Origin of the sequence: Rhizobium sp. SG570, assembly GCF_012275345.1 — a bacterium.
In the GTDB taxonomy this organism is placed as follows: domain Bacteria; phylum Pseudomonadota; class Alphaproteobacteria; order Rhizobiales; family Rhizobiaceae; genus Rhizobium; species Rhizobium lusitanum.
In genome coordinates this window covers 281,115-303,542 of sequence record NZ_JAAZQI010000003.1, presented here as the reverse complement: position 1 = coordinate 303,542, position 22,428 = coordinate 281,115, and the positions used below count along the sequence as shown (strand labels likewise).

The following is a 22,428-nucleotide window of genomic DNA, read 5'->3' as shown; positions in this document are numbered from 1 at the left end:
AATGCCCAAATATTGGGAGCACGCACTGCTGATTTAATCGCTTCATAGCCTGCCCGGCGGAAGCTTTTTTGCTTAGAACGCCATAACTAGACCCAAATTTCGAATTGGCACGGTCCTTGCTTCTAAAATAGCAAGCCGAAAGGCCGCATTTTAGCGTCCAATGACGGACGCCTCAGGCAAAGCCGCCGATCAGGATATTCCGTGTACTTTCGTACGCGCGCCCTGAGGTGCGGCTTTTTGTGTTTCTGACCCTCAATGATGGATTGGCACGACCTTGTCGAGCCCCGGGAGAAGCCATGTCTGTTCTTAAGAAAACACAGCCCATGTCCGCCGGCGAACCGGCGAAAGCATTGTGGATTTCCACATTCGCCTTCACGATCTGTTTCGCCGTCTGGACGATCTTTGCGATCATAGGCATTCGCATCAAGCAGGAACTCGGCCTGAGCGAGACCGAATTCGGCTTGCTGGTCGGCACACCCGTGCTCACCGGATCCGTCGTTCGTATCCTGCTCGGGATATGGACAGAGCGTTACGGCGGCCGCGTGGTCTACACGCTCACAATGCTGGCAGCCGCGGTGGCAACCTTCCTCCTGTCCTATGCAACCACTTACATGCAAATGCTGATTGCCGGCCTGGGCGTCGGCCTCGCCGGCGGCTCCTTTGCGGTAGGCGTCGCCTATGTTTCCCCGTTCTTTCCACCAGAGAAGCAGGGAACGGCACTCGGCATCTTCGGCGCCGGCAATGTCGGAGCGGCGGTTACCAAGTTTGCCGCTCCCTTCGTGCTGATCGCGTGGGGATGGCAGGCGGTTGCGGAAATCTGGGCGCTGGTACTCGCGGCCATGGCGATCGCTTTCTGGTTCACCACCACCGACGATCCGGCCTTCCGCGCTCGTCGCGATCGCGGGGTTGCATCCAGGAGCTTGCTTCAGGAATTCGCACCGCTGAAAAACGTTCAGGTATGGCGCTTCTCGCTCTACTATTTCTTCGCCTTTGGAGGTTTTGTCGCCCTCTCGCTTTGGCTGCCACGCTATCTGGTCGGCGCCTATGGCTTCAATCTTGAGGTTGCCGGCATGGTTGCGGCTGCCTATTCCATTCCTGGCAGCGTCTTTCGCGCCTTCGGCGGCGTACTCTCCGACAAGAAGGGGGCACGCAGCGTGATGTATGCAATGCTTGCGGTGTCGGCCGTCGCTACCCTAGTCCTTTCCCTGCCCGCTGTCACACCAACGAGCTCGGCATTTGGAATTACCCCGGCCGTCTTCATCGTCGTCATCTTCGTCCTCGGCTTCTTCATGAGCCTCGGCAAGGCGGCCGTATTCAAGCACATCCCCGCCTACTACCCTGAGAGCATCGGCGCGGTCGGCGGCATTGTCGGCATGATGGGAGGCCTTGGCGGATTTATCCTGCCGATCGTCTTTGGCCTGCTCAAGGACATCACCGGCCTTTGGTCCAGTTGTTTCCTGCTGCTTTTCGCGATTGTGGCGATTTCGCTCGTCTGGATGCATCTCTCCGTAAGGCAACTCGAGCGCCGTGGGTCCTCTGCCCCCGTTGTAGCCGCCACCTAATCTCAAGGACTTGGAACTATGACCCAGAAACTTGTCATCGTCGGCAATGGCATGGCGCCGGGCCGCATGCTGGAGCACCTCCTCGAACAGGCACCCGGTCGCTACAGCGTCACGATCTTCAACGCCGAGCCGCGCGTCAATTACGACCGTATCATGCTGTCGCCGGTCCTGTCCGGGGAGAAGGACTACGAGCAGATCATCATCCACGGCGACGGTTGGTACATCAAGAACAACATCACCCTTTACAAAGGCCACAAGATCGTCGCCATCGATCGGGTGGCCAAGACCGTCACCTCGGATCACGGCGTCTTCGAGAGCTACGACAAACTTGTCATTGCGACCGGCTCCGTGCCCTTCATCATTCCCGTCCCGGGCAAGGATCTGCCCGGCGTCATCACCTATCGCGACCTCGATGACGTGCAGGCGATGCTGCTTGCCGCCCAGTCGCGCGAGAAGGCGATCGTCATCGGCGGCGGCCTGCTTGGTCTCGAAGCGGCTGCCGGCCTTGCCTCGCGCGGCATGGATGTCACCGTTCTGCATGTTATGGCAACGCTGATGGAGCGCCAGCTCGATCCCGCCGCCGGCTATCTGCTGCAGAAGGCCGTCGAAGAGCGCGGCATCAAGGTCATCACCAAGGCCAATACCAAGGCGATCATCGGCAACGGCAAGGTCGAGGGCATCGAGCTTGATGACGGCCGCATCATTCCCGCGACGCTGGTGGTGATGGCCGTCGGCATTCGTCCCAATATCGGTCTTGCCAAGGACGCCGGTATCGCCGTCAACCGCGGCATCGTCGTCGATGACGGCATGCAGACCTCGGATGGCAGCATCATGGCGCTTGGCGAATGCGCCGAAGTCGGCGGCCAGGTCTATGGCCTGGTGGCGCCGCTCTATGAAATGGCGCGTGTCGCCGCATCGCATCTGTCGGGCGACCGCTCCGCCGCCTTCGTGCATTCGGACACGCCAACGAAGCTCAAAGTCACCGGCATCAACCTGTTTTCCCTTGGCGACTTCGCCGATGGCGACGATCGCGAGGAGATCGTGCTGCGCGATGCGGCCGGCGGCGTCTACAAGCGGCTGGTGCTGAAGGACAACCGCATCATCGGCACCGTGCTCTATGGCGAGACGGCCGACGGCGCCTGGTTCAACGACCTGAAGAAGAAGGCGACCGACATCTCCGGGATGCGCGAGACGCTGATCTTCGGTCAGGCCTATCAGGGAGGGTCGCCGCTGGACCCTATGGCGGCCGTTGCAGCCTTGCCGGATGACGCGGAAATCTGCGGCTGCAACGGCGTCTGCAAGGGCAAGATCACCTCGACCATCACCGCCAAGGGCCTGGCCTCGCTCGACGATGTGCGCGCCCACACCAAGGCGTCCGCCTCGTGCGGCTCCTGCACAGGCCTTGTCGAGCAACTGATGTCGATCACGCTTGGCGATGCCTATAATCCGAAGGCGGTACAGCCGATGTGCAATTGCACGGAGCTTGGCCATGACGACGTGCGCCGACTGATCAAGGCCAAGGGTTTGAAGACCATCCCCGCCGTCATGCAGGAGCTGGAATGGAAAACCTCCTGCGGATGCGCCAAATGCCGGCCGGCACTCAACTATTACCTGGTCTGCGACTGGCCGGACGAATATGCCGACGACTACCAGTCCCGCTTCATCAATGAGCGCGTCCACGCCAATATCCAGAAGGATGGCACCTATTCGGTGGTGCCGCGCATGTGGGGCGGCGTCACCAATTCCGGTGAACTGCGCGCCATCGCCGATGTCGTCGACAAGTTCGAGATCCCGATGGTCAAGGTGACCGGCGGCCAGCGCATCGACCTGCTCGGCATCCAGAAGGAGGACCTGCCCGCCGTCTGGGCCGATCTCGGCAAGGCCGGGTTCATCTCTGGCCAGGCCTATGCCAAGGGCCTGCGCACGGTGAAGACCTGCGTCGGCTCCGACTGGTGCCGCTTCGGCACGCAGGATTCCACCGGCCTCGGCATCCGCATCGAGAGATTCATGTGGGGCTCGTGGACGCCGGCAAAGCTCAAGATGGCGGTGTCCGGCTGTCCGAGAAACTGCGCCGAGGCCACCTGCAAGGACATCGGCGTCATCTGTGTGGATAGCGGCTTCGAGATCCACTTCGCTGGTGCCGCCGGCCTCGACATCAAGGGCACGGAAGTGCTCGGCCTAGTGAAGACCGAGGACGAGGCGCTGGAGCATATCGTCGCGCTGACGCAGATGTACCGCGAGCAGGGCCGCTATCTCGAGCGCATCTACAAATGGGCCAAGCGCATCGGCCTCGACGAGATCCGCCGCCAGATCATGACGGATGCCGACAAGCGTAGGGCCTATTACGAGCGCTTCGTCTTCAGCCAGAAATTCGCCCAGGTCGATCCCTGGTCGGAGCGTGTTTCCGGCAAGGACAAGCACGAATTCCGGCCGATGGCGACGGTCGGCTTCCATCAGGCTGCGGAGTAAGGAGATGGACATGAACTGGCCAAAAGACACCTGGCATCCGATCGGCGACATCTCTGACATCCCGCTGCGCGGCGCACGCTGCGTGAAAACCCCGCAGGGCAAGATCGCCGTGTTCCGCACGGCCGAAAACGAGGTCTTCGCCATCGAGGATCATTGCCCGCACAAAGGCGGCCCGCTCTCCCAGGGCATCGTCCACGGCGCTGCCGTCACCTGCCCCCTGCACAACTGGGTCATCTCGCTCGAAACCGGGCAAGCTCTCGGCGCGGACAAGGGCTCGGTCAGGACCATTCCTGTGCGCAATGAGAACGGCATGCTGTCGATCGCTCTCGACACCATGATGATGGCGGCGGAATAGATCATGTCCGTGTGCGCGGTGGTACCCTCCTCTGTTCGTTCCAGACATCTTCCCCTCAAGACGGAAGATCGGTTTGAGTTTGCTGCTGCCCGTTTGAACAAGAAAAGCATGTATCGCTCTTGTTCAGTGGGTGGAGACCAGTGGCACGGCGAGCTCCTGATCCTTCCCCTTGAGGGGGAGATGTCAGAGGAGGGTGTAAACCATCGGCGACTAAGCATCGGGGAGACCAAGCGTGCCTACTGAAACGAAGACTACGTGTCCCTACTGCGGTGTCGGATGTGGCGTTATTGCGACGGTCGACGATTACGGAAAGGCTTCCGTTAAAGGGGATCCGGGGCACCCGGCCAATTTCGGCCGGCTCTGTTCCAAGGGCTCGGCGCTGGCCGAAACGATCGATCTCGACGGCCGTGTCCTCTACCCGGAAATCGACGGTCAACGTGCAAACTGGAACGACGCGCTCGATCTCGTAGCCTCGAAATTTTGTGAAGCCATCGCCGAGCATGGGCCGGATTCGGTCGCATTCTATGTCTCAGGTCAATGCCTGACGGAAGACTATTATGTCGCCAACAAGCTGATGAAAGGCTTTATCGGTTCGGCCAATATCGACACGAATTCACGGCTTTGCATGGCCTCCTCCGTCGCTGGTCATCGACGCGCCTTCGGTTCGGACACGGTGCCGGGCACTTACGAGGATCTCGAACTCGCCGATCTGATCGTACTCGTTGGTTCGAACCTCGCATGGTGCCATCCGGTGCTCAACCAACGGATCCAAGCGGCAAAACAAAGCCGACCGGATATGAAAATTGTCACGATCGATCCGCGACGCTCGGTTAGCGCCGATCTTGCGGACATGCACTTGATGATCAAAAGCGACGGGGATGTTGCCCTCTTCAATGGGTTGCTTGCCCATCTCGCAGGATCGTCGGCTTTCGACCAGGACTATGTATCGGCGCATACGATCGGCTTTAACGATGCGCTGGAAGCCGCGCAAACCAGGAGCATGCTGGATGTTTCGGAGGAAACAGGCTTAGCGGTCGGTGAACTGCGGGCCTTTTATCGTCTGTTTGAAACAACCGAAAAGGTGGTGACCTGCTATAGCCAGGGCGTCAACCAGTCCTCGATCGGCACCGACAAGGTTAACGCGATCATCAATTGCCATTTGGCCACTGGGCGCATCGGCAAACCAGGCATGGGACCCTTCTCGCTGACCGGCCAGCCGAATGCGATGGGTGGCCGCGAGGTGGGTGGTCTTGCCAACATGCTGGCAGCGCATATGAATATTGAGGACGAAGCCGCGCGCGATCGTGTGCAACGCTTCTGGAATTCGCCAACCATGGCTGCAAGGCCCGGTCTCAAGGCCGTCGAAATGTTCGAAGCCGTGGCGGACGGGCGCATCAAAGCCCTGTGGATTATGGCGACGAATCCGGTCGTTTCGATGCCGGATGCCGACCGGGTGCGCGAAGCAATTAGCAACTGCCCCTTCGTCGTCGTTTCCGATATTCAAAAGAACACCGACACCGCCGCACTCGCCCATGTGCTATTGCCAGCCGCCGGCTGGGGCGAAAAGGACGGAACCGTCACCAACTCCGAGCGGCGCATTTCCCGCCAGCGCAATTTCTTGGATCTGCCCGGCGACGCAAAGCCCGACTGGTGGCATATGGCCGAAGTTGCCAAGCGGATGGGCTTCGACGGCTTTGACTACGACAATCCCGCCACAATCTTCGCCGAACACGCGGCCCTTTCTGGATTCGAAAATGGCGGCACACGCGACTTCGACATAGGCGCGAAAGCTGATATCTCTCCTGGTATCTTCGAGGCTATGTCACCGTTCCAATGGCCGCATCGCAAAGGTGCTCCCGAAGGCGTCACGCGATTTTTCGCCGATGGCCAGTTCTACACGCCGGATCGCAAGGCCAGGTTCATCTCCGTAAAATCTGAGCGCGATGACCGCACAAGCAAGGATGCCCCCTTTATTCTCAATACCGGCCGCATCCGCGACCAGTGGCACACGATGACGCGCACGGGCAAGGCGGCGCGGCTCTCGTCGCATCTCGCCGAACCTTTCGCCGAAATCAACCCGGCGGACGCCGCTGAACTCGGCATCGACAAGGCGGGGTTGGTACGGGTGGAAAATTCCTTCGGTTCAGTCGTGCTACGAGCCTTGCTCACAGAGCGGCAGCCACGCGGCGGCGTCTTCGTGCCGATGCACTGGAACGATGAGTATTCTGCAAATGCGCGCGTGGCCGCTCTGCTGGCGCCACACACTGACCCCATCTCCGGCCAGCCCGCGCTCAAGAATATCGGCGTCAAGGTACGGCCAGCCGAAATGGCATATCATGGTTTTGCAGTTGTCGCCTTCCGCCCTGAGCGGCTAGAGGCGCCCTATTGGGCGGTCGCGAAGACAGAAGCCGGATGGCGCGTGGAATTCGGCTTCGACAAGGCACTTGACGATATCGAAGCCTGGTGTCGCGATACGTTCGGCCTTTTTGATCGTGGCGAGCATCTCGCCTATGTCGACAACCCGACGCGACAGCAACGTCATGGCTTCTTTGACGGAGGACGGCTGTTGCTCGCCTTTTATGCCGCGCCCGAACCTGTCGCCGTATCGCGTGACTGGGCCGTCAAGCAACTCAGCACACCACTGGAGACTGCGCGCGCGCGCTTTGCGGTGCTCGCCGGCCGGCCAGGTACCGATCAGATGGACCCTGGCGCAACCGTCTGCTCCTGCTTCTCGGTCGGCATCAACCAGATCGTAGGCGCCGTCGCAGGCGGCTGCCACACGGTCGAGGCTATCGGCAGACAGCTCAATGCCGGAACCAATTGTGGCTCTTGCCGCATTGAAATTAAGGGGATTATCGATGGCTGCCTTCGTCAAGCCGCGGAATGATAGACTGGAGCGGATCGCTCCACTCACCTCGCTGCCGGTATTTTTCGATCTCAAGGGGAAATCCGTGCTGATCGCCGGCGGCAGCGACGGGGCGGCGTGGAAGGCCGAACTTCTGGCAGCAGCGGGCGCGGAGGTGCATGTCTTCTGCCCCATGGACGAGCTTTCCGAGGGCTTTCGGAAGCAACTTGACCAGTTTGTCCACCACGATGCATTTTGGCAGGCGGCATGCTTCAAGAGCTTTGCTTTGGCGGTAGGCGACTGCAAAACCGACGAGGAAGCATGCTGCTTTCACGATCACGCTGTCGCTGCCGGTGTTCCCGTCAACGTCATCGACAAGCCGGCATTCTGTCAGTTCAAGTTCGGCTCGATCGTTAACCGCTCGCCCGTGGTGATTGGCATCTCGACCGACGGCGCTGCTCCGATCCTCGGCCAAGCTATCCGCCGGCGCATCGAAACACTCCTCCCGCGGTCGGTCAAATCCTGGGCTCAGCTTGCGCAGGCTATCCGCGCCCATGTGACAGACGCCCTCACCTCAGTTCAACGACGAAACTTCTGGGAACGTTTCGTCGATCGCGCCTTCGCGGGCGAGGAGCCCGACGCAGATGCGGTACCAGGCCTGATCGCGGATGCAGACCGAATTCGTAGCAATGCTAACCCTGCCGGTCACGTGACGCTCGTGGGCGCCGGCCCGGGCGACGCCGAACTGTTGACTCTGAAGGCGGTCCGCGCCCTCCAAGCCGCCGATGTCATCCTGTTCGATGATCTTGTTTCTGCGGAGGTGCTGGAACTTGCCCGCCGTGAGGCCAAACGCATGCTGGTAGGCAAACGTGGTGGCCGCCAAAGCTGCAGGCAGGAGGACATCAACGCAACGATGTTGGCGCTCGCCAAGGCCGGCAAGCGAGTCGTTCGCCTCAAGTCGGGCGACCCGATGATTTTCGGCCGTGCCGGCGAAGAGATCGATCATCTTCGTCGCGAGAACATCCCCGTCGACGTTATTCCCGGCATCACGGCAGCAAGCGCCATGGCCTCTTGCCTTGGCATGCCGCTCACCCACCGGGACCACGCCCAGTCCGTGCGCTTCGTCACGGGCCACTCTCGGCATGGCGGACTGCCGGAAGACGTTGACTGGGCATGCGTCGCAGATCCCCATACGACAACCGTGTTCTACATGGGAGGCAGGACAGCACCGCTCATTGCCGATCGGCTGATCACCAACGGCCTGCCGCCTTCCACCGCTGCCGTAATCATGGCCGACGTCAGCCGCGCTACCCAGCGGGAATGGCACGGCAGCCTCAAAAACCTTGCCAAGGGCATGGAGAAGATCGGCTACGAAAATCCCGTGCTGATCGCCGTGGGTGGCGCTGTTTCAGCCTGCGGGACTGCGAGCGCGGACGCCGATAATCTTCGAGAAACTCCCGTCAAGGCCGTGGGTTTCGTTGCTGTAGCTTGATCTGATTTGGCGTCACGCAACAAGTAGGCGAGATATCGTGTCGGAGAACATTGTGAAACAGGTTGGCGACCGGAAACTCACTCCTGAAAGATGTGGTGCTGATGTCAAAGGCAGATGCCATAGAACCGTCATCGATAGTGTTTGCGGCCCCACTTTCTTTTTCAAATTATTTTCAAAGATCGGCACTTTGCGCTCCGCCCGAGCGGCGCGCTCTCCGCGCCGTTTGACACTCCAAACGTTGACGGATCAACCCCGATTATCGTCAAAACTCTTCCCGACTGCCAGCACTCACGCTGTCTTTCCGCCGAAGGCTGCGGCTACGGTGTTAGCCATTTTGCGTGCCGGAGAAATGGCCGGCTTGTGGAGAGCGGTGACGGCAACCGGCGAGGCGGGAGGTTTGCGGCGCGGCGCATCCTGCGACGCTCTTGTCACGCCGAGTTGGAACTGGTTGAGCAGCTCTCGCAGCCTGGTTGCTTCGCCGGCGAGCGTTGCGCTTGCCGCGTTTGTTTGTTCGACCATTGCGGCATTCTGTTGCGTTACCTGATCCATCTGGTTAACAGCAATGTTAACTTCGGAAAGACCTACGGATTGCTCCTTCGCTGAGGTTGCTATCGCGCCCATATGCTGGTTGACCGTAATAATATAGCCTTCGATGGTCTTCAGCGCCTCCCCAGTCTCGCTAACAAGCTTGACACCGCTCTGCACTTCTACGCTCGAACTGCGTATGAGATCCTTGATCTCCTTTGCTGCCTGTGCGGAACGCTGGGCAAGCTCACGCACCTCTTGCGCGACAACAGCAAAGCCCTTGCCCGCCTCCCCTGCTCGGGCGGCCTCCACACCCGCGTTGAGCGCCAGGAGGTTTGTCTGGAACGCAATCTCGTCAATGACACCGATGATGTTCGCGATCTGGTTGGATGACTGCTCAATCCTCTGCATTGCGTTTACAGCATTTGACACGACAACGCCCGAATGTGCCGCGCCCGCATTTGCCTGCGCGGCTACAGCTCGGGCCTCATCGGCTCTCTTTGAGGAGTTCGATACATTGACGGTAATTTCATCGAGGGCCGCGGCAGTTTCCTCAAGCGACGCCGCCTGCTGTTCAGTTCGCTTCGATAGATCCTGCGCGCCCTGGCTGATTTCGCTCGTCCCGACGTCGATGGCGCCGGTTGCATCGGCAACCGCTCGCAGCGTTTCCGCGAGCTGGGCCGTGGCGCTGTTGAAATCCGCCCTTAGGCTCTCGAGTTCCGCGACGAATGGTTCCGTGATTCGGCCGGTCAGGTCCCCATGAGACAGCTGCTTCAGGCCCCTCCCGAGTTGCGCCGTTGCGTAGGCCATAGCTTCGGCCCGCACCTCTTCGAGCTGAGCAATGCGGTCGCGCTCCCGCTCGGAGAGCGTTCGCTGGGCAGCAACCTCTTGTTCCAATCTTTGATTGGCAAGTGCACTTTCGCGGAAGACTTCCAGCGCAGCTGCAATGTTCCCGATTTCGTCGGCACGCGACCGATAAGGGATTTCTCGATCAAGGGCGCCTTCTGCCAACTCCTTCATGGAGCCGGTAATCCGGGTCAGCGGTAGCGAAACGATCCTGACCGCATAGTAGATGCCAAAGCCGCTCAGCCCGAGAATAACGACGATGGTCGCGATGGAGATTCCCAATGCCGACGAGAATGCCTTTGCCGCGCTGCCGACGGCTTGGTTGGCAACGTCCAGGTTGACGTCCTTGAGTTGATTGAGCAGCTCACCGTTTTTGATCGCTTGATTCCGCATCGCCCCATTGAGGATGGCGGCTGCCTCCTCGTTTTTGTTTTGGCGCGACAGTTCGATCATTGGCGCTGCGAGAGTGTCGTAAGTCGCGACACCGGCTTCAATCTGGTCAATCAGCTTCCGCTCGACATCCGACGCGGCGAGAGCACGGTAGGCGGTAATTTGCTGGGCGGCTTTTTGCTTCACGTCATTGATGCGCTGCTCCGCCTTGGCTATGGTCTCTGGCGTTAACGATAGGATGTGCTGTGCATAGGCCAAGCGTTTATCAGTAAGGGCGGCCTCCAGGTCGCCGATGGTCCGAACGCTCGGCAGCATATTCTTGCCGAGTGAGATGGTGGATGCGTTTGTTTCGTTCAATCCCACCAACGACACAAGCGCGTTGCCGCAGAAGGCGAGCGCAAGCACGACAAGGAGTGATGTCAGTCCTGTCCTGATAGACATTTCCATTTTTAGCCCCTCCCCATGGTAAATTTTCAATAAACTAGCCGATAAAGATAGCGAATTGCTTAACTGGGCTACTCGTCATCTAAGCTGGTGCACCTCGCCGGCAAAGGGCGGCTGCCTTGACGTGGGAATCGGCATCTTCCATCAACAGGTCGCGGGATACGATCGAAAGGTGCCAATTAACGACGCTCCCAGCGCATGAAACAATGCGCGGGCGAAGGAAATGGAAATATCTGCCAGACCGCCGACTCTGGCCTCATCACCTTCGTGAATAGCCACTGTCCCTCCAATGTCATTCTGTCGCTGTCTTGGCTCCCGACTGCTTGCCCAAGTAAGGGCGGCGCTCCAGCTCCGCGGATTTCAGTGCGCTTCTAAGGCGCAGCAGATCCCTGCGGGCAATTAACTATCCGAGCGAAATGGTCCCGATCAATCAGTGTCGGAGATGGCATTAGCTTGACAGCGGGCGCCTGGCTGGATCCATTTCCTCTGGGACACTAGGCGGCGTGGACAAATTTAAGCCAGTATCTGGCGGTGGCGAGATAGACCATGCCGAGGAAGCTGTTGGCTAGTTGATCGTAGCGGGTAGCGATGGCACGATTGACCTTTAGGTGGCCGAAAATGCGCTCGATGCGGTTGCGCTGCCTGTAGAGCGCCCGGTCATGTTCGATCTTCACGCGGCGGTTTGACGTGCCGGGGATGACCGTTTCGATTTTCCGTTCGGCGAGGTCGGCACGGATGGTCTCAGCATCATAGCCTTTGTCTGCCAGCAAGGCGCCCGGCGAGCGTTCGGGCAAGCTAATTAGGGCATCATATGCTTTGCAATCGGCCGCTTCGCCGCCTGTCAGAATGAAGGCGAGCGGTCGTCCGAGGGCGTCGAGCGGTTCTTCTTGGACCGTCTGCCTCGACCGCGGTTCTTCGGTTCGATTGGCAACAGACCCTCCAGAATGCGCCATTCTGTTTCAGTGAGATCGCCCCGGCTCAATGCTGCCACCAAAAAGCAGCCTTGAATCAGTGACTGGTCGGGACGTCAATGATTGAGATACTTTGAGCTTCGTTTGTCGCGGAAGACGATGCTAAACCTATTGTGATGATTGAGGAAAATATGGGAATTGAGTCCGATACCAACATCGTATCAAACGAGTTGGAAGCCTTTACCATTACTCGGATCGAGGCCGAGCAGCCAAAGTGCATTGCTTTGTTCGCAGTCGGTCGTGGTGGTAACCCGGCACGCCACCATCATTTGCTGCAGACCATGGCTAACAGGAGTTGCACGGTCATTGCGCCACACTTCGAAATGCTGGCCTCAAGTGTCCCGACCAAAGCCGAGTTGGACATGCGCATCCACAGGCTCGAAGCATCTATAGACAGTTGCGCCTACAGCAACCTCCCCATCGTTGGCATCGGGCATTCCATTGGAGCTACAGCTCTGCTCGCCCTTCAAGGCGCCGAGGGCGAAACCCTTGATGGGCAGCAACTGATTACAGGCGCGACTCCACGCCTTGAGCGATTGGCCCTCTTGGCTCCGCCAACGGACTTCTTCCGCCGTCCAGGCGCGCTTCACCGTATAAAGATGCCGATGAAAATCTGGGTGGGAGCCAAGGATACTATCACGCCGCCGGCTCAATCTCGCTTTCTCATGGATGTGCTCGCCGCTCAGGCATCTGTGGCGGTCCAAGTTGATCCCGATGCCGGCCATTTCACCTACATGGACGAATTGCCGCCAAATGTGCCGGAACCTCATCCGGATCGGAACACTTTTCTCGCTGGCTTGGCCGATGAAATAACCGCGTTCTTAGTCGCATAGCGGCTAACGCGGCTAGCCGATACCGATCATGCAGCCACCGCCGGACAAGTATGACATCACTTGTAACCCAAGCGGTAGGTCGGCGGACTGTCAGCGATTTGTCCACGCGCCCTAGTACCTTGCGTGACTGGTGCGGCAGCCTTGCAGAGCGCTATGTAGTGCAGTGCCTGATCGCGGATGGCTTGTGCTCTCGACTGCTGGGCCTCGAGGTAGTCGCGCTCAGCATCGAGAATATTGAAGAATTCACTCGCACCTAGCTGGAAACTCACCCTACCAAGTCGCAATGTCTCTTCTGACGTTGAGGCAAGTTTTTCTTGCGCGGCAATATTGCGTCCATCTCTATTATAAGCCGCAAGCGCTTTTTCGACTTCGGCGATGCCATTCAGAACCGCGGATTGCCAAGCGGCTTGTGCTTGTTGCAATTGTGCTTTCGCGGAAGCGAGATTTGCCTTGTTCTTTCCCCCATCAAAAATGGGTGCGGTTAGATTGGCAGCCATTTGCCAGATGTCGACATGGCCGGTGTGTACGACTGCTGTCGGCGTAATATAGCCGCTGAGCTCCAAGGAAGGATAAAAGGCCGCCTTCGCAACTCCAACGCTTTCGGCGGCGGCGATGAAGTTCTTTTCCGCTCGCCGCACATCCGGTCTATTGCGGATGACATCGGTAGGGATGCCAACTCCGATTTTGTATCGCGGGCGCGGTTGAGCCGCTTTATCATGAAGTTCAGCACGCAGCTCTGCATCCGGCACCCCGGTCAGGCTCGCGAGAGTGGCGATAGAACTCTCAAGCTGGATCTCGAGTGACGGAAGCTCTGCATCGGCTTTCGCCACGAGCTGTTCGGCTTGAACGATCTGCAGTCCACTGCTTTGTCCAACGCCCTGACTGTCCCGCATCAAGGATAGATTGCGCTTTCTGTTTTCAACGGTCTGGCGTGCCAGCGCAATTCGTTCTTGGTAGTAGCGTAGGTCCACATAGGTTGACCCAATTGACGAAAGTACGTTTAGGCTCGTTTCGGCGGCGTCAAACACCGCAGCATCAAAGCGCGCCTCCGCCGCACGCTTTTGTGCCCGCGCGCCACCAAAAATATCCACAAGCCAGCTTCCCGAAGCGGTACCATAACTATTTGTCGATGTGCCAAATCCGTATTTGTCACCCCGCGCTTTGCCGACCCCGCCGGAGACCGTCGGCAGCAAGTTTGCCGATGCAAGATCGACGTTCGCACGAGCCTGCCCAACACGGCCTTGAGCCTCCAATATCTCGGGATTTTTCGCGCTCCCAAGCTCAATGAGTTTATTGAGTTCAGGATCAGCAAAAGCGCGCCACCAATCCTGGCTGATCGGTGAGGCTCTTGTTAGTCTTGTCGCGCCAACGAATGTCTTTGGCATGTCTGCCGCCGGTGCACTTACGGATGTATCGACGCAGCTGCTGAGGGTTCCGATTGCAAGAATCATGGGAATGCAAAAAGCATGCGAGTGGAACATGGCCTGCACTTTCGCAAAATTATGGGTGGTTAAACAGGAAGAATCATACGCATGAGCAGTCCGCCTTCCGCTGGAAGCTCGGCCTGTACTTCGCCGCCATGGCGTGCGAAGGCGTGTTTTGTTATCGCTAATCCGAGGCCAAAACCGACGGCGCCAGGGGGAAGATCACTTCCACGCCGAAACGGTTGAAAGATTGCCTCGAGAACATCTTTGGGGATGCCCGGACCTTGATCCACCACGGTAATCGCGAAGGCCTGATCTTCCCTCTTGGTTCGAATGAGGACCTGTGTATTTGATGGGGAATATTTGACAGCGTTTCGCACCACGTTTTCTATCGCTCTGTAAATGAGCTCACCATTAACGGATGTCACGCAGGATCCTACTCCCTCGTAAAGCAGAGTGATGTTGCGCGAAGCGCCTTCAAACGCGCAATCGTCGGCAATCTCGCGAAGCAGGTCGACTAGATCAACGGTCTGTCGCTCCAGTGGTTCAATCTCGGTGGTGGTGAGTCTGGCGAGAGTCAGAATCTCGCCAACGAGATCATCCATTCTTGCGATTTCTCGTTCGACACGCTCGGTCATTGCATGCAATCGACTGGGATTCTTGTTCAGAAGGCCAATTGCTGCCTGCAGCCTAGACAGAGGTGATCGAAGTTCATGAGATATATCGTGAAAGAGACGCTGTTGGATATTCTGGAACTCCTGCAGACGCGCCGCGGTGATATCAAAATCATGAGCAAGCGCTGCAATCTCATCCCTCTTTCGATCGATCTTATTGCCGATTCGTATATCGAATTGGCCGAGCGCCAAGGCGCGCAATCCACCCCTTAATTGTTCCACGGGCCGCGTTAGATATTGCGCCAGCCAATAGGCAGCGAGTGCAGCAGCAAACATGGCTGAAGCCCAAGGGACGAGCCTCGGCAGATTGCGTGATAGAAAGCCGACTTCCGTCGCCTCGGCGCTCAGTTGAAAGCAATGGTCTGCATTGACGACACGTCTTTCAAATTTATCCGTAACCTTGATGGTGCATTCCATTGGTCCGCCGATGACCGTCAGTTTCAGATGGACTGGCGACGGCGTCTGCGCAACGGCGGACAGGAATTGTTGTGATACGTCAACCCCGCCTGTCGCCAATAACCTAGCGGCTGTATCGAGCGCGAAAGATGTCCGTTGGTCGCGGAGTTCTTGCGCGGGAGGTACCAGTCCAAAGACAGAACCGATCGCAAACAGTATCGCGATTGATAGAGCCATTGTAAGCCAAACAATTGCGAAAATCCTCCAAAATAACTTTCGCATCAGTACTCCTGCACCAGTTGATATCCCTGGCCGCGGATGGAGCGAATCCAGGACGTGCCGTCATCACGGGTGCCGAGCTTTTGGCGTACGCTGCTGATATGAACGTCGATGCGACGGTCAAATGGCGTAAGAGGTCGGCCGAATGCGCGCCGAGAGATTTCCTGCTTTGGTACCAATTGCCCGGCATTGCGTGCCAACACTTCGAGTATGTTGAATTCCGCACCCGTTAATTCCAGCGGCTTGCCTTGCCATTGGGCGGTTCGACTGGCCGGATGTAAGGCGAGGTCACCGACCTGAAGAATATTTTCATCACCGGGCCTGCTTCCTGCTCGCCTAAGAATAGCGCGAATGCGAGCGACCAGTTCACCGGGAGAGCACGGCTTTGCGACATAATCATCCGCGCCAAGATTGAGACCGGAAATTCGATCGATGTCATCTCCCTTTGCCGTCAGCATCAAAACGGGTACATCGCCTAGGCGACGGATGCGTTGCAAAGCGTCTATGCCGTTCATCCGCGGCATCATCACGTCGAGAACGATGATGTCCACCGATTGGTCGGCGGCACTAGCTATGCCAACACGGGCATCTTCCGACGTCTCAACCTGAAACCCTTCCTCTACAAGATATTCGCTGAGAAGGGTCGTCAGCTCACTGTCGTCATCGATCAAAAGTACTTTCGCCATATCAGGTTCCGTGTGCATTTCCTCGGCACGAATACACCCAACAACGCCGATCGGAAGAAGTTTTACACAACTTTACACTTCCTTAACGTCGCTTAACATCACAGTCGCTATCAGAGGGCCGTCGGCAATTTGCCCCTGGAGCCTCGTATTGACTGAGACAACTGAATCCCATTCGCAGTCTTATCCCGTGCCATTAGAGGGGGCGGGACTGGATACCGATAGCGGAGCTCGCAGGAGCAAGCTGGCGCCTACAACACAGGGCTGGTGTCGAAGCTCAGCCCGATGGCTGAATATGCACCAGTTTAGCACTCTGCTTCTTTTGGCTGGTGCGCTCAGCGGCTGTGTCGTCGGCCCAGACTACCAGAAGCCGGGGCTTTCCATGCCCAAGAGCTGGAACACCAGAGCGCACGATAATCCGGACAAGCCACCAGCACTTGCGGAGTGGTGGAAGCAAATGAAGGATCCGATCCTCGATGACCTTATTGCTCAAGCCGTCGCGGCCAATCTCGATGTCGCTACGGCGAAAGCAAAGATAAGGGAAGCTCGCGCGACCTATCGCGAACAGGTTGGCGCACTGCTCCCGACGATCGAGGGCACGGCCTCCGCGACACGCAACCGCACGGCCGCGTCTGGTGGCACGCCGGCTACCGCCTACAATGATTATCAGCCCGGTTTCGATGCCAGCTGGGAGCTTGATTTATTTGGGGGCAATAAGCGTACGGCGGAGGCTGCGAAATATGGCGTCGACGCCGCGGAAGAAGACCTGCGCGATACGCTCGTCACCCTGATTGGGGATGTCGCGACCTATTATCTTCAGGCACGCGAATATCAGCAGCTGGCGGAACTCGCTCAAGATTCTTCAAAATCTCAGGCCCAAACGGCCGCGCTGACGCGCACACAATATAGTGCGGGTGGTACGTCGTTGGTCGATGTTACCAAGGCCGAAGCTCAAGCGGCGTCCACCCATGCCGATGTTCCATCCTATGAAATCTCCTATGCCAAGTCAGTCAATCGGTTGGGGGTCTTGCTCGGCAAGTCGCCATTGCTGCTTGAGAGCCTCCTGGGCAAGAGGTCAAGGCTTCCCGTTCCTCCCGCGAAGATCTCCGTCGGAATACCTGCCGACATATTGAATACCCGCCCAGACGTGCGCAAGGCAGAACGTGAACTGGCCCAAGCGACAGCAAAGATTGGCGAGGCCGAGGCTAATCGATACCCGTCGCTGAGCCTTACCGGATCCATTGATTCTTCCGCCACGAGCATTTCTGATCTGGGTAAGAAATCTACCATCGGATGGTCGTTTGGCCCTTCGCTTACGATTCCGATCTTCAAGGGTGGCCAGTTGAGGGCGGCGGTTGATGTCGCCAAGGCACAACGTGATCAGTACCTCTTCTCCTACCAGTCAGCCGTCCTCACCGCTCTAGAGGATGTTCAGAACGCCATAATTTCTCTCAATCGATCGAGGGCGCGCTCGGTGGATCTGGCGAAGTCGGTCGAAGGCTATCGGGCGGCTGCGAAGCTTTCAAAGCAGCTGCAAATCGCCGGCGAAGGGGATCTGTTCGACGTGTTGGACGCCGACCGGTCTTTGTACTCGGCCCAAAAAAGTCTCATCGAGACCAAAGCCGATATCGCGACATATTATATCTCGCTTAACAAAGCGCTCGGAGGCGGATGGACCGGTCCGATCGACATTTCACAGCCGGCCGTTCGCGACGTGAACGAGGCTCCGCACCTTCAGGCAAAGCAATCCGCTCAATGACTATTTCACATAAGACTTATCTGGGAAATCCCCATCTCCGCGACGACCTAAAGCGCGTTATTTGTGGGGCTTTTTTTGCCGTCATATCGACGTGCATGGTTGGAACACGCCCTGTCGCGGCAGAAGAACAGGGACAAACCAAGGGGGCCGCGGCACTGACTGTCGCGACGGTTAAACCTTCGCTCCAAGACTGGCCTCAAACAATCCCGGCGAGTGGATGGCTGAAGCCTTGGCATGAAGCCGTGATTGAATCTGAAACGAGCGGTTTGCGTATCACAGAGGTCCTTGCCGACGTCGGATCCATCGTCAAGAAGGGCGATCCTCTTGTCCGGCTGAATCAGGAAGCCGTGCTGGCCGATCTGCGCAAAGAGGAGGCGGCTGTCGCTACAAAAGAGGCAGATCTAGCAAAGGCGAAGGTCGACGCGGATCGAGCGCGCACGATCGGAGGATCGGGCGCGTTGTCCGACCAGAAGAGAGTGGAATACCTGACCACGGAGCAGACCGCGAAGGCAGATCTTGATTCTGAACGGGCCACGCTTGAGAGCCAGCAAATTAAACTTGAGCAAACCACTATCACCGCCGTCGACGACGGCATCATCACCTCGCGATCAGCCTCGCTAGGTGCAGTCGTGTCCACCGGCACGGAGCTTTTTCGTCTTATTCGCCAGCAGCGCGTCGAATGGCAGGCTGAAGTGTCAGCTCAATATCTTCCGCAGGTCGAGATAGGGTTGCCCGCGGAAGTCACGGAGCCGGGCGGAAAGGCGTTTCAGGGTAAGGTCAGACTTATCGCACCAACCGTCAGCAGCGATACAGGCCGTTCGATTGTTTATGTGGAGTTGCCTAAAGAGCCTCAACCCCGTGTTGGTCTCTATGTATCTGGTAACATCGATATTGGTACGAAAAGAGCATTGACCGTGCCGGAAACCAGTTTGGTTTTCAGAGACGGTATCAATTACGTCTTTGCCATTGATCAAGTACGCCGAGTACACCGGATCCGCGTTGATGTCGGTCGCCGAAGAGAGAACCGCGTCGAGATTACAGCTGGCTTGGCGGGCGATGAGATGCTTGTGCGATCTGGCGGGGCTTTCCTCTCGGAAGGCGCGCTTGTTAATGTTGAAGGGGCGGCAAAATGAACATTTCCGCCTGGTCAATTCGCAACCCCGTGCCCTCTGTATTACTGTTTGTGTTGTTGACAGTTTGCGGCTTGCTCGCCTTTTCGAAGCTCCAGGTCCAGAATTTTCCCGACATGGATCTGCCGACCATCAAAATTTCCGCATCGCTTGAAGGTGCTGCGCCAACCCAGCTTGAAACTGAGGTTGCACGTAAGATTGAGGACAAGCTCGCCTCTCTCAGCCTTCTTGATCATATTACAACGACGATCACCGACGGATCGGTATCGATCAGCGTCTCGTTCAAGCTCGAAAAGAACAGCGAAACCGCACTTAACGAAGTACGCAACGCTGTTGATAGCGCCAAGAGCGATTTGCCGTCCGAAATGGAATCGCCGACGGTTTCCAAGGTGACGGTGCAATCTTCCGTTCTCGTAACCTACGCGGTGCGCTCCAAAGACCTCGACGAGACGGAGCTTTCCTGGTTTGTCGACAACGACATGACCAAGGCATTGCTATCGGTGGGGGGCGTAGGAGAAGTCGATCGATTGGGCGGCGTGGACCGCGAGGTCCACATCGATCTCGATCCCAACCTCATGACATCCTTCGGTATCACCGCCTCGGATATTTCCTCCCGCGTGAAGTCTGTTCAATCAGACAAATCCGGTGGTCGTGGCGAAATCGGCTCTGCCCGTCAAACCATACGGACCCTCGGTGCTCTTCCCTCCATTGAAGATCTATCAAAGTTGGCAATTCCGCTGTCCAACGGAAAAAGCGTCCGGCTCGATGAAATAGGCAGCGTCACTGACAGCTTCGCTGACCGTTCTTCTCTTGCCTATTTCGATGGAGAGCGCGTGATAGCCGTCGAGATCAAGCGATCAAAGGGCTTTTCCGATACGGCGGTTGCTGATGACGTCCAGAAGAAAATGAAGGAATTCGCATCTGCGCATCCGGAGGTCGAGCTTGTTGAAGCCTATACAACGGTAAATCCCGTCATCGAGAACTATGATGGCTCGATGCACATGCTTTATGAAGGTGCCATTCTCGCCATCGTCGTTGTCTGGATATTTCTGCGCGACTTTCGCGCGACCTGCCTCTCAGCGCTTGCTCTCCCACTCTCCATCATACCGACGTTCCTGGTCATGTATTTGACTGACTACAGCCTCAATACGGTTACGCTTCTCGCGCTATCGCTTGTTGTCGGCATTCTCGTGGACGACGCAATTGTCGAGGTGGAAAATATCACTCGTCATATTCAGATGGGCAAGACACCCATGAATGCGGCGCTGGAGGCGGCTGACGAAATCGGGCTGGCGGTGATCGCAACAACGTTCACCTTGGTTGCAGTGTTTCTCCCAACTGCATTCATGAGCGGGATTCCCGGCCTCATCTTCCGGCAATTCGGCATAACGGCTTCCGTGGCGGTGTTGTCCTCTCTTCTGGTTGCGCGCTTTCTGACCCCAATGATGGCCGCATATTTGATGAAACCTCATCATGTGGAGAAGGAGGACGGTCTGGTCATGCGAGGATACATTGCGATGGTCAAAGCTTGCCTCAACCACCGCAAATTGACCTTGCTTGCCACGAGCACTCTACTCGTCTTGTCTTTGGCAACTATTCCATTTCTGAGGACTGGATTCTTTCCTGCCTCTGACGATGCTCAGACGCAGGTTAGTCTGACACTTCAACCGGGCAGCGCCCTGGATCAGACGGATGCCATATCGAAGCGCGCAAGCGACATTATTTCCAAACTCCCCGATGTCACGCAGGTCTTCAGCGCCGTCGGAACCTCTTCAAGCGGTAGCGGACTCGATTCAACGACAACGACGGATGTGACAAAGGCCACTCTTGTCGTCGACCTGAAAGACATTAATAAGCGCAGCCGTAAACAGTCTGCGATCGAAGACGATATCCGTCACGCTCTTTCCGTGCTGCCCGGCGTACGCGTGGAGGTCGGGACCGGAGGCAATGGCACCAAACTGGAGCTCACTCTCGCAAGTGACGATTCCAATGTCTTGGAACAGGCCGCAAGCGCGCTTGAAAACCAGTTGCGAACACTCAAAGGTGTTGGAGCGGTCACGTCCAGCGCTTCGCTACAAGCCCCTGAGATCCAGATAAGGCCGGATTTCACTAAGGCCGCAGCACTTGGTATCACGTCTGAATCGATCGCCGAGGCGGTGCGGGTTTCGACGAATGGAGACTATTCCAGCGAGCTGTCGAAACTGAATCTGCCACAGAGACAGATTTCCATTCGGGTGCGATTTGACCCCCGTTCTCGCAGGGACATCGATGCCATATCGCAGCTGCAGGTCGCAGGTACAAATGGCAAGGTGTCGCTTGGAAGCGTAGCAACGATCACGATTGGAGGCAGCCCGTCCGAAATCGATCGGATCGATCGTGCCCGAAATATCACGCTGTCGGTAGAACTCAATGGACGCGTTCTTGGGGATGTGAATAAGGAAGCTCAAGCCCTTTCCGCACTGCGCCAACTACCACAAGGTGTATATCAGGTAGAACAGGGGGAGCTGCAACGCAGTTCGGAGTTATTTCAGAGCTTTGGAACGGCGATGGCTATAGGGGTCTTTTGTATTTATGCCGTCCTCGTACTCCTGTTTCATGATTTTTTCCAACCTGCCACGATCCTGATGGCGCTTCCGCTTGCACTTGGCGGGGCATTGCTTCCCTTGGCCATCACAGGCACCAGCTTTTCGATGCCAGCCATTATTGGACTGATATTGCTTATGGGAGTGGTGTCGAAAAATTCCATTCTCCTGGTCGAATACGCGATTATGTCCCGGCGACAGGGTCTCTCGCGCTTTGACGCGTTGGTGGATGCCTGCCATAAGCGGGCCCGGCCGATCGTCATGACAACAATCGCGATGGGCGCAGGTATGTTGCCGGTCGCTTTGAGCCTGAGTGGTGGCGATTCCAGTTTTCGCCAACCGATGGCGATCGTCGTCATTGGCGGTTTGCTCACCTCGACATTCTTGAGCTTGCTTGTCATACCGACGATCTTCACATTCGTAGATGACTTGGTGAGCTTCCTGAGGCGGCTCTTCGGCCACAATCAAGGACAGCATGGGGAGCCCCCACGCGTGGAAGCTGGCATCATCAAAGAAAATGAGCGCCGCCGACCGTCACATGGATCCGCTTCATGACAAATGCTGGCTGGTCTGCTGGTAGGGTTTGCCGGCATTGCGACGATTGCACAGGCTTTAGACCTCCCTGTAGTCGTCATCAAGCGTCCATCGGCTGAGCGCCCATTGGAGATTGTTTGAATTGAGTAAGGCGTCACTCATCTGGCGCGCGAAGAGTTCGACCTTCGGCGAGAGCCTCGGGAAAGATTTTTGATCCGCGATTGTCGAAAGGATG

General features: G+C 57.4%; 14 protein-coding genes. 9 read left to right on the top strand and 5 right to left on the bottom strand.

Features of this window, described 5'->3' with window-relative positions; all coding sequences use genetic code 11:
• Window positions 1–296 precede the first annotated feature (296 nt).
• From FHT28_RS08725 to cysG, 5 genes are all read left to right on the top strand, one after another.
• Window positions 297–1,562: a nitrate/nitrite transporter gene (locus FHT28_RS08725; protein ID WP_168596001.1), complete on the top strand. Its 1,266-nt coding sequence runs from the start codon at window positions 297–299 to the stop codon at window positions 1,560–1,562.
• Between the two features lie 18 nt (window positions 1,563–1,580).
• Window positions 1,581–4,031, top strand: coding sequence for a nitrite reductase large subunit NirB (gene nirB, locus FHT28_RS08720; RefSeq protein WP_168596000.1), 2,451 nt, complete (start codon window positions 1,581–1,583; stop codon window positions 4,029–4,031).
• Between the two features lie 4 nt (window positions 4,032–4,035).
• Window positions 4,036–4,386, top strand: coding sequence for a nitrite reductase small subunit NirD (gene nirD, locus FHT28_RS08715; protein ID WP_168595999.1), 351 nt, complete (start codon window positions 4,036–4,038; stop codon window positions 4,384–4,386).
• Window positions 4,387–4,618: 232 nt separating this feature from the next.
• Entirely contained in the window at window positions 4,619–7,273 is a 2,655-nt protein-coding gene (locus FHT28_RS08710; RefSeq protein ID WP_168595998.1) for a nitrate reductase, read from the top strand.
• The gene (cysG, locus tag FHT28_RS08705; RefSeq protein WP_051963211.1) at window positions 7,245–8,723 is read left to right on the top strand and encodes a siroheme synthase CysG; all 1,479 of its coding nucleotides are present in this window, start codon (window positions 7,245–7,247) and stop codon (window positions 8,721–8,723) included. Before FHT28_RS08710 ends, cysG begins: the two co-directional genes overlap by 29 nt.
• Before the next feature lie 288 nt (window positions 8,724–9,011).
• Here cysG and FHT28_RS08700 read toward each other — a convergent pair whose 3' ends face one another.
• Together FHT28_RS08700 and FHT28_RS08695 are read right to left on the bottom strand one after the other, a co-directional pair.
• Window positions 9,012–10,961 (bottom strand): methyl-accepting chemotaxis protein, encoded by a 1,950-nt coding sequence (locus FHT28_RS08700; RefSeq protein ID WP_348644975.1) that lies wholly within the window; start codon window positions 10,959–10,961, stop codon window positions 9,012–9,014.
• Between the two features lie 461 nt (window positions 10,962–11,422).
• Window positions 11,423–11,881 carry an IS5 family transposase gene (locus FHT28_RS08695; RefSeq protein WP_246704817.1) on the bottom strand — a complete coding sequence of 153 codons (459 nt, stop codon included), beginning with the start codon at window positions 11,879–11,881 and terminating at the stop codon, window positions 11,423–11,425.
• 149 nt (window positions 11,882–12,030) lie between these two features.
• On the opposite strand from FHT28_RS08695, the gene FHT28_RS08690 reads away from it, so the two are divergent.
• Entirely contained in the window at window positions 12,031–12,732 is a 702-nt protein-coding gene (locus FHT28_RS08690) for an alpha/beta hydrolase (RefSeq protein ID WP_131511972.1), read from the top strand.
• 56 nt (window positions 12,733–12,788) lie between these two features.
• On the opposite strand, the gene FHT28_RS08685 is transcribed toward FHT28_RS08690, so the two are convergent.
• The 3 genes from FHT28_RS08685 to FHT28_RS08675 form a co-directional block, all read right to left on the bottom strand.
• A complete protein-coding gene (locus FHT28_RS08685; protein WP_162693736.1) occupies window positions 12,789–14,117 on the bottom strand; it encodes an efflux transporter outer membrane subunit in 1,329 nt (442 codons plus the stop codon).
• Window positions 14,118–14,242: 125 nt separating this feature from the next.
• The gene (locus FHT28_RS08680) at window positions 14,243–15,508 is read right to left on the bottom strand and encodes a HAMP domain-containing sensor histidine kinase (RefSeq protein WP_037191115.1); all 1,266 of its coding nucleotides are present in this window, start codon (window positions 15,506–15,508) and stop codon (window positions 14,243–14,245) included.
• Complete coding sequence (locus FHT28_RS08675; protein WP_037191116.1) at window positions 15,508–16,191, bottom strand: response regulator transcription factor; 684 nt, start codon at window positions 16,189–16,191, stop codon at window positions 15,508–15,510. Before FHT28_RS08675 ends, FHT28_RS08680 begins: the two co-directional genes overlap by 1 nt.
• A 292-nt stretch (window positions 16,192–16,483) precedes the next feature.
• On the opposite strand from FHT28_RS08675, the gene FHT28_RS08670 reads away from it, so the two are divergent.
• The 3 genes from FHT28_RS08670 to FHT28_RS08660 all read left to right on the top strand — a co-directional run bounded on the left by FHT28_RS08670 (window position 16,484) and on the right by FHT28_RS08660 (window position 22,214).
• Window positions 16,484–17,947 (top strand): efflux transporter outer membrane subunit, encoded by a 1,464-nt coding sequence (locus FHT28_RS08670; RefSeq protein WP_047555663.1) that lies wholly within the window; start codon window positions 16,484–16,486, stop codon window positions 17,945–17,947.
• A 95-nt stretch (window positions 17,948–18,042) separates the two neighbouring features.
• The gene (locus tag FHT28_RS08665; protein WP_051963282.1) at window positions 18,043–19,080 is read left to right on the top strand and encodes an efflux RND transporter periplasmic adaptor subunit; all 1,038 of its coding nucleotides are present in this window, start codon (window positions 18,043–18,045) and stop codon (window positions 19,078–19,080) included.
• Window positions 19,077–22,214: an efflux RND transporter permease subunit gene (locus FHT28_RS08660; RefSeq protein ID WP_112441993.1), complete on the top strand. Its 3,138-nt coding sequence runs from the start codon at window positions 19,077–19,079 to the stop codon at window positions 22,212–22,214. Before FHT28_RS08665 ends, FHT28_RS08660 begins: the two co-directional genes overlap by 4 nt.
• Window positions 22,215–22,428: the final 214 nt, after the last annotated feature.

Bases quoted from the DNA above. Each gene is read 5' to 3' on its own strand.
- FHT28_RS08695 (WP_246704817.1), bottom strand. From the start codon at position 11,881: ATGGCGCATTCTGGAGGGTCTGTTGCCAATCGAACCGAAGAACCGCGG.
- FHT28_RS08680 (WP_037191115.1), bottom strand. From the start codon at position 15,508: ATGCGAAAGTTATTTTGGAGGATTTTCGCAATTGTTTGGCTTACAATG.
- nirB (WP_168596000.1), top strand. From the start codon at position 1,581: ATGACCCAGAAACTTGTCATCGTCGGCAATGGCATGGCGCCGGGCCGC.
- FHT28_RS08670 (WP_047555663.1), top strand. From the start codon at position 16,484: ATGCACCAGTTTAGCACTCTGCTTCTTTTGGCTGGTGCGCTCAGCGGC.
- FHT28_RS08725 (WP_168596001.1), top strand. From the start codon at position 297: ATGTCTGTTCTTAAGAAAACACAGCCCATGTCCGCCGGCGAACCGGCG.
- nirD (WP_168595999.1), top strand. From the start codon at position 4,036: ATGGACATGAACTGGCCAAAAGACACCTGGCATCCGATCGGCGACATC.
- FHT28_RS08675 (WP_037191116.1), bottom strand. From the start codon at position 16,191: ATGGCGAAAGTACTTTTGATCGATGACGACAGTGAGCTGACGACCCTT.
- FHT28_RS08665 (WP_051963282.1), top strand. From the start codon at position 18,043: ATGGTTGGAACACGCCCTGTCGCGGCAGAAGAACAGGGACAAACCAAG.
- cysG (WP_051963211.1), top strand. From the start codon at position 7,245: ATGGCTGCCTTCGTCAAGCCGCGGAATGATAGACTGGAGCGGATCGCT.
- FHT28_RS08660 (WP_112441993.1), top strand. From the start codon at position 19,077: ATGAACATTTCCGCCTGGTCAATTCGCAACCCCGTGCCCTCTGTATTA.
- FHT28_RS08690 (WP_131511972.1), top strand. From the start codon at position 12,031: ATGGGAATTGAGTCCGATACCAACATCGTATCAAACGAGTTGGAAGCC.
- FHT28_RS08685 (WP_162693736.1), bottom strand. From the start codon at position 14,117: ATGCCAAAGACATTCGTTGGCGCGACAAGACTAACAAGAGCCTCACCG.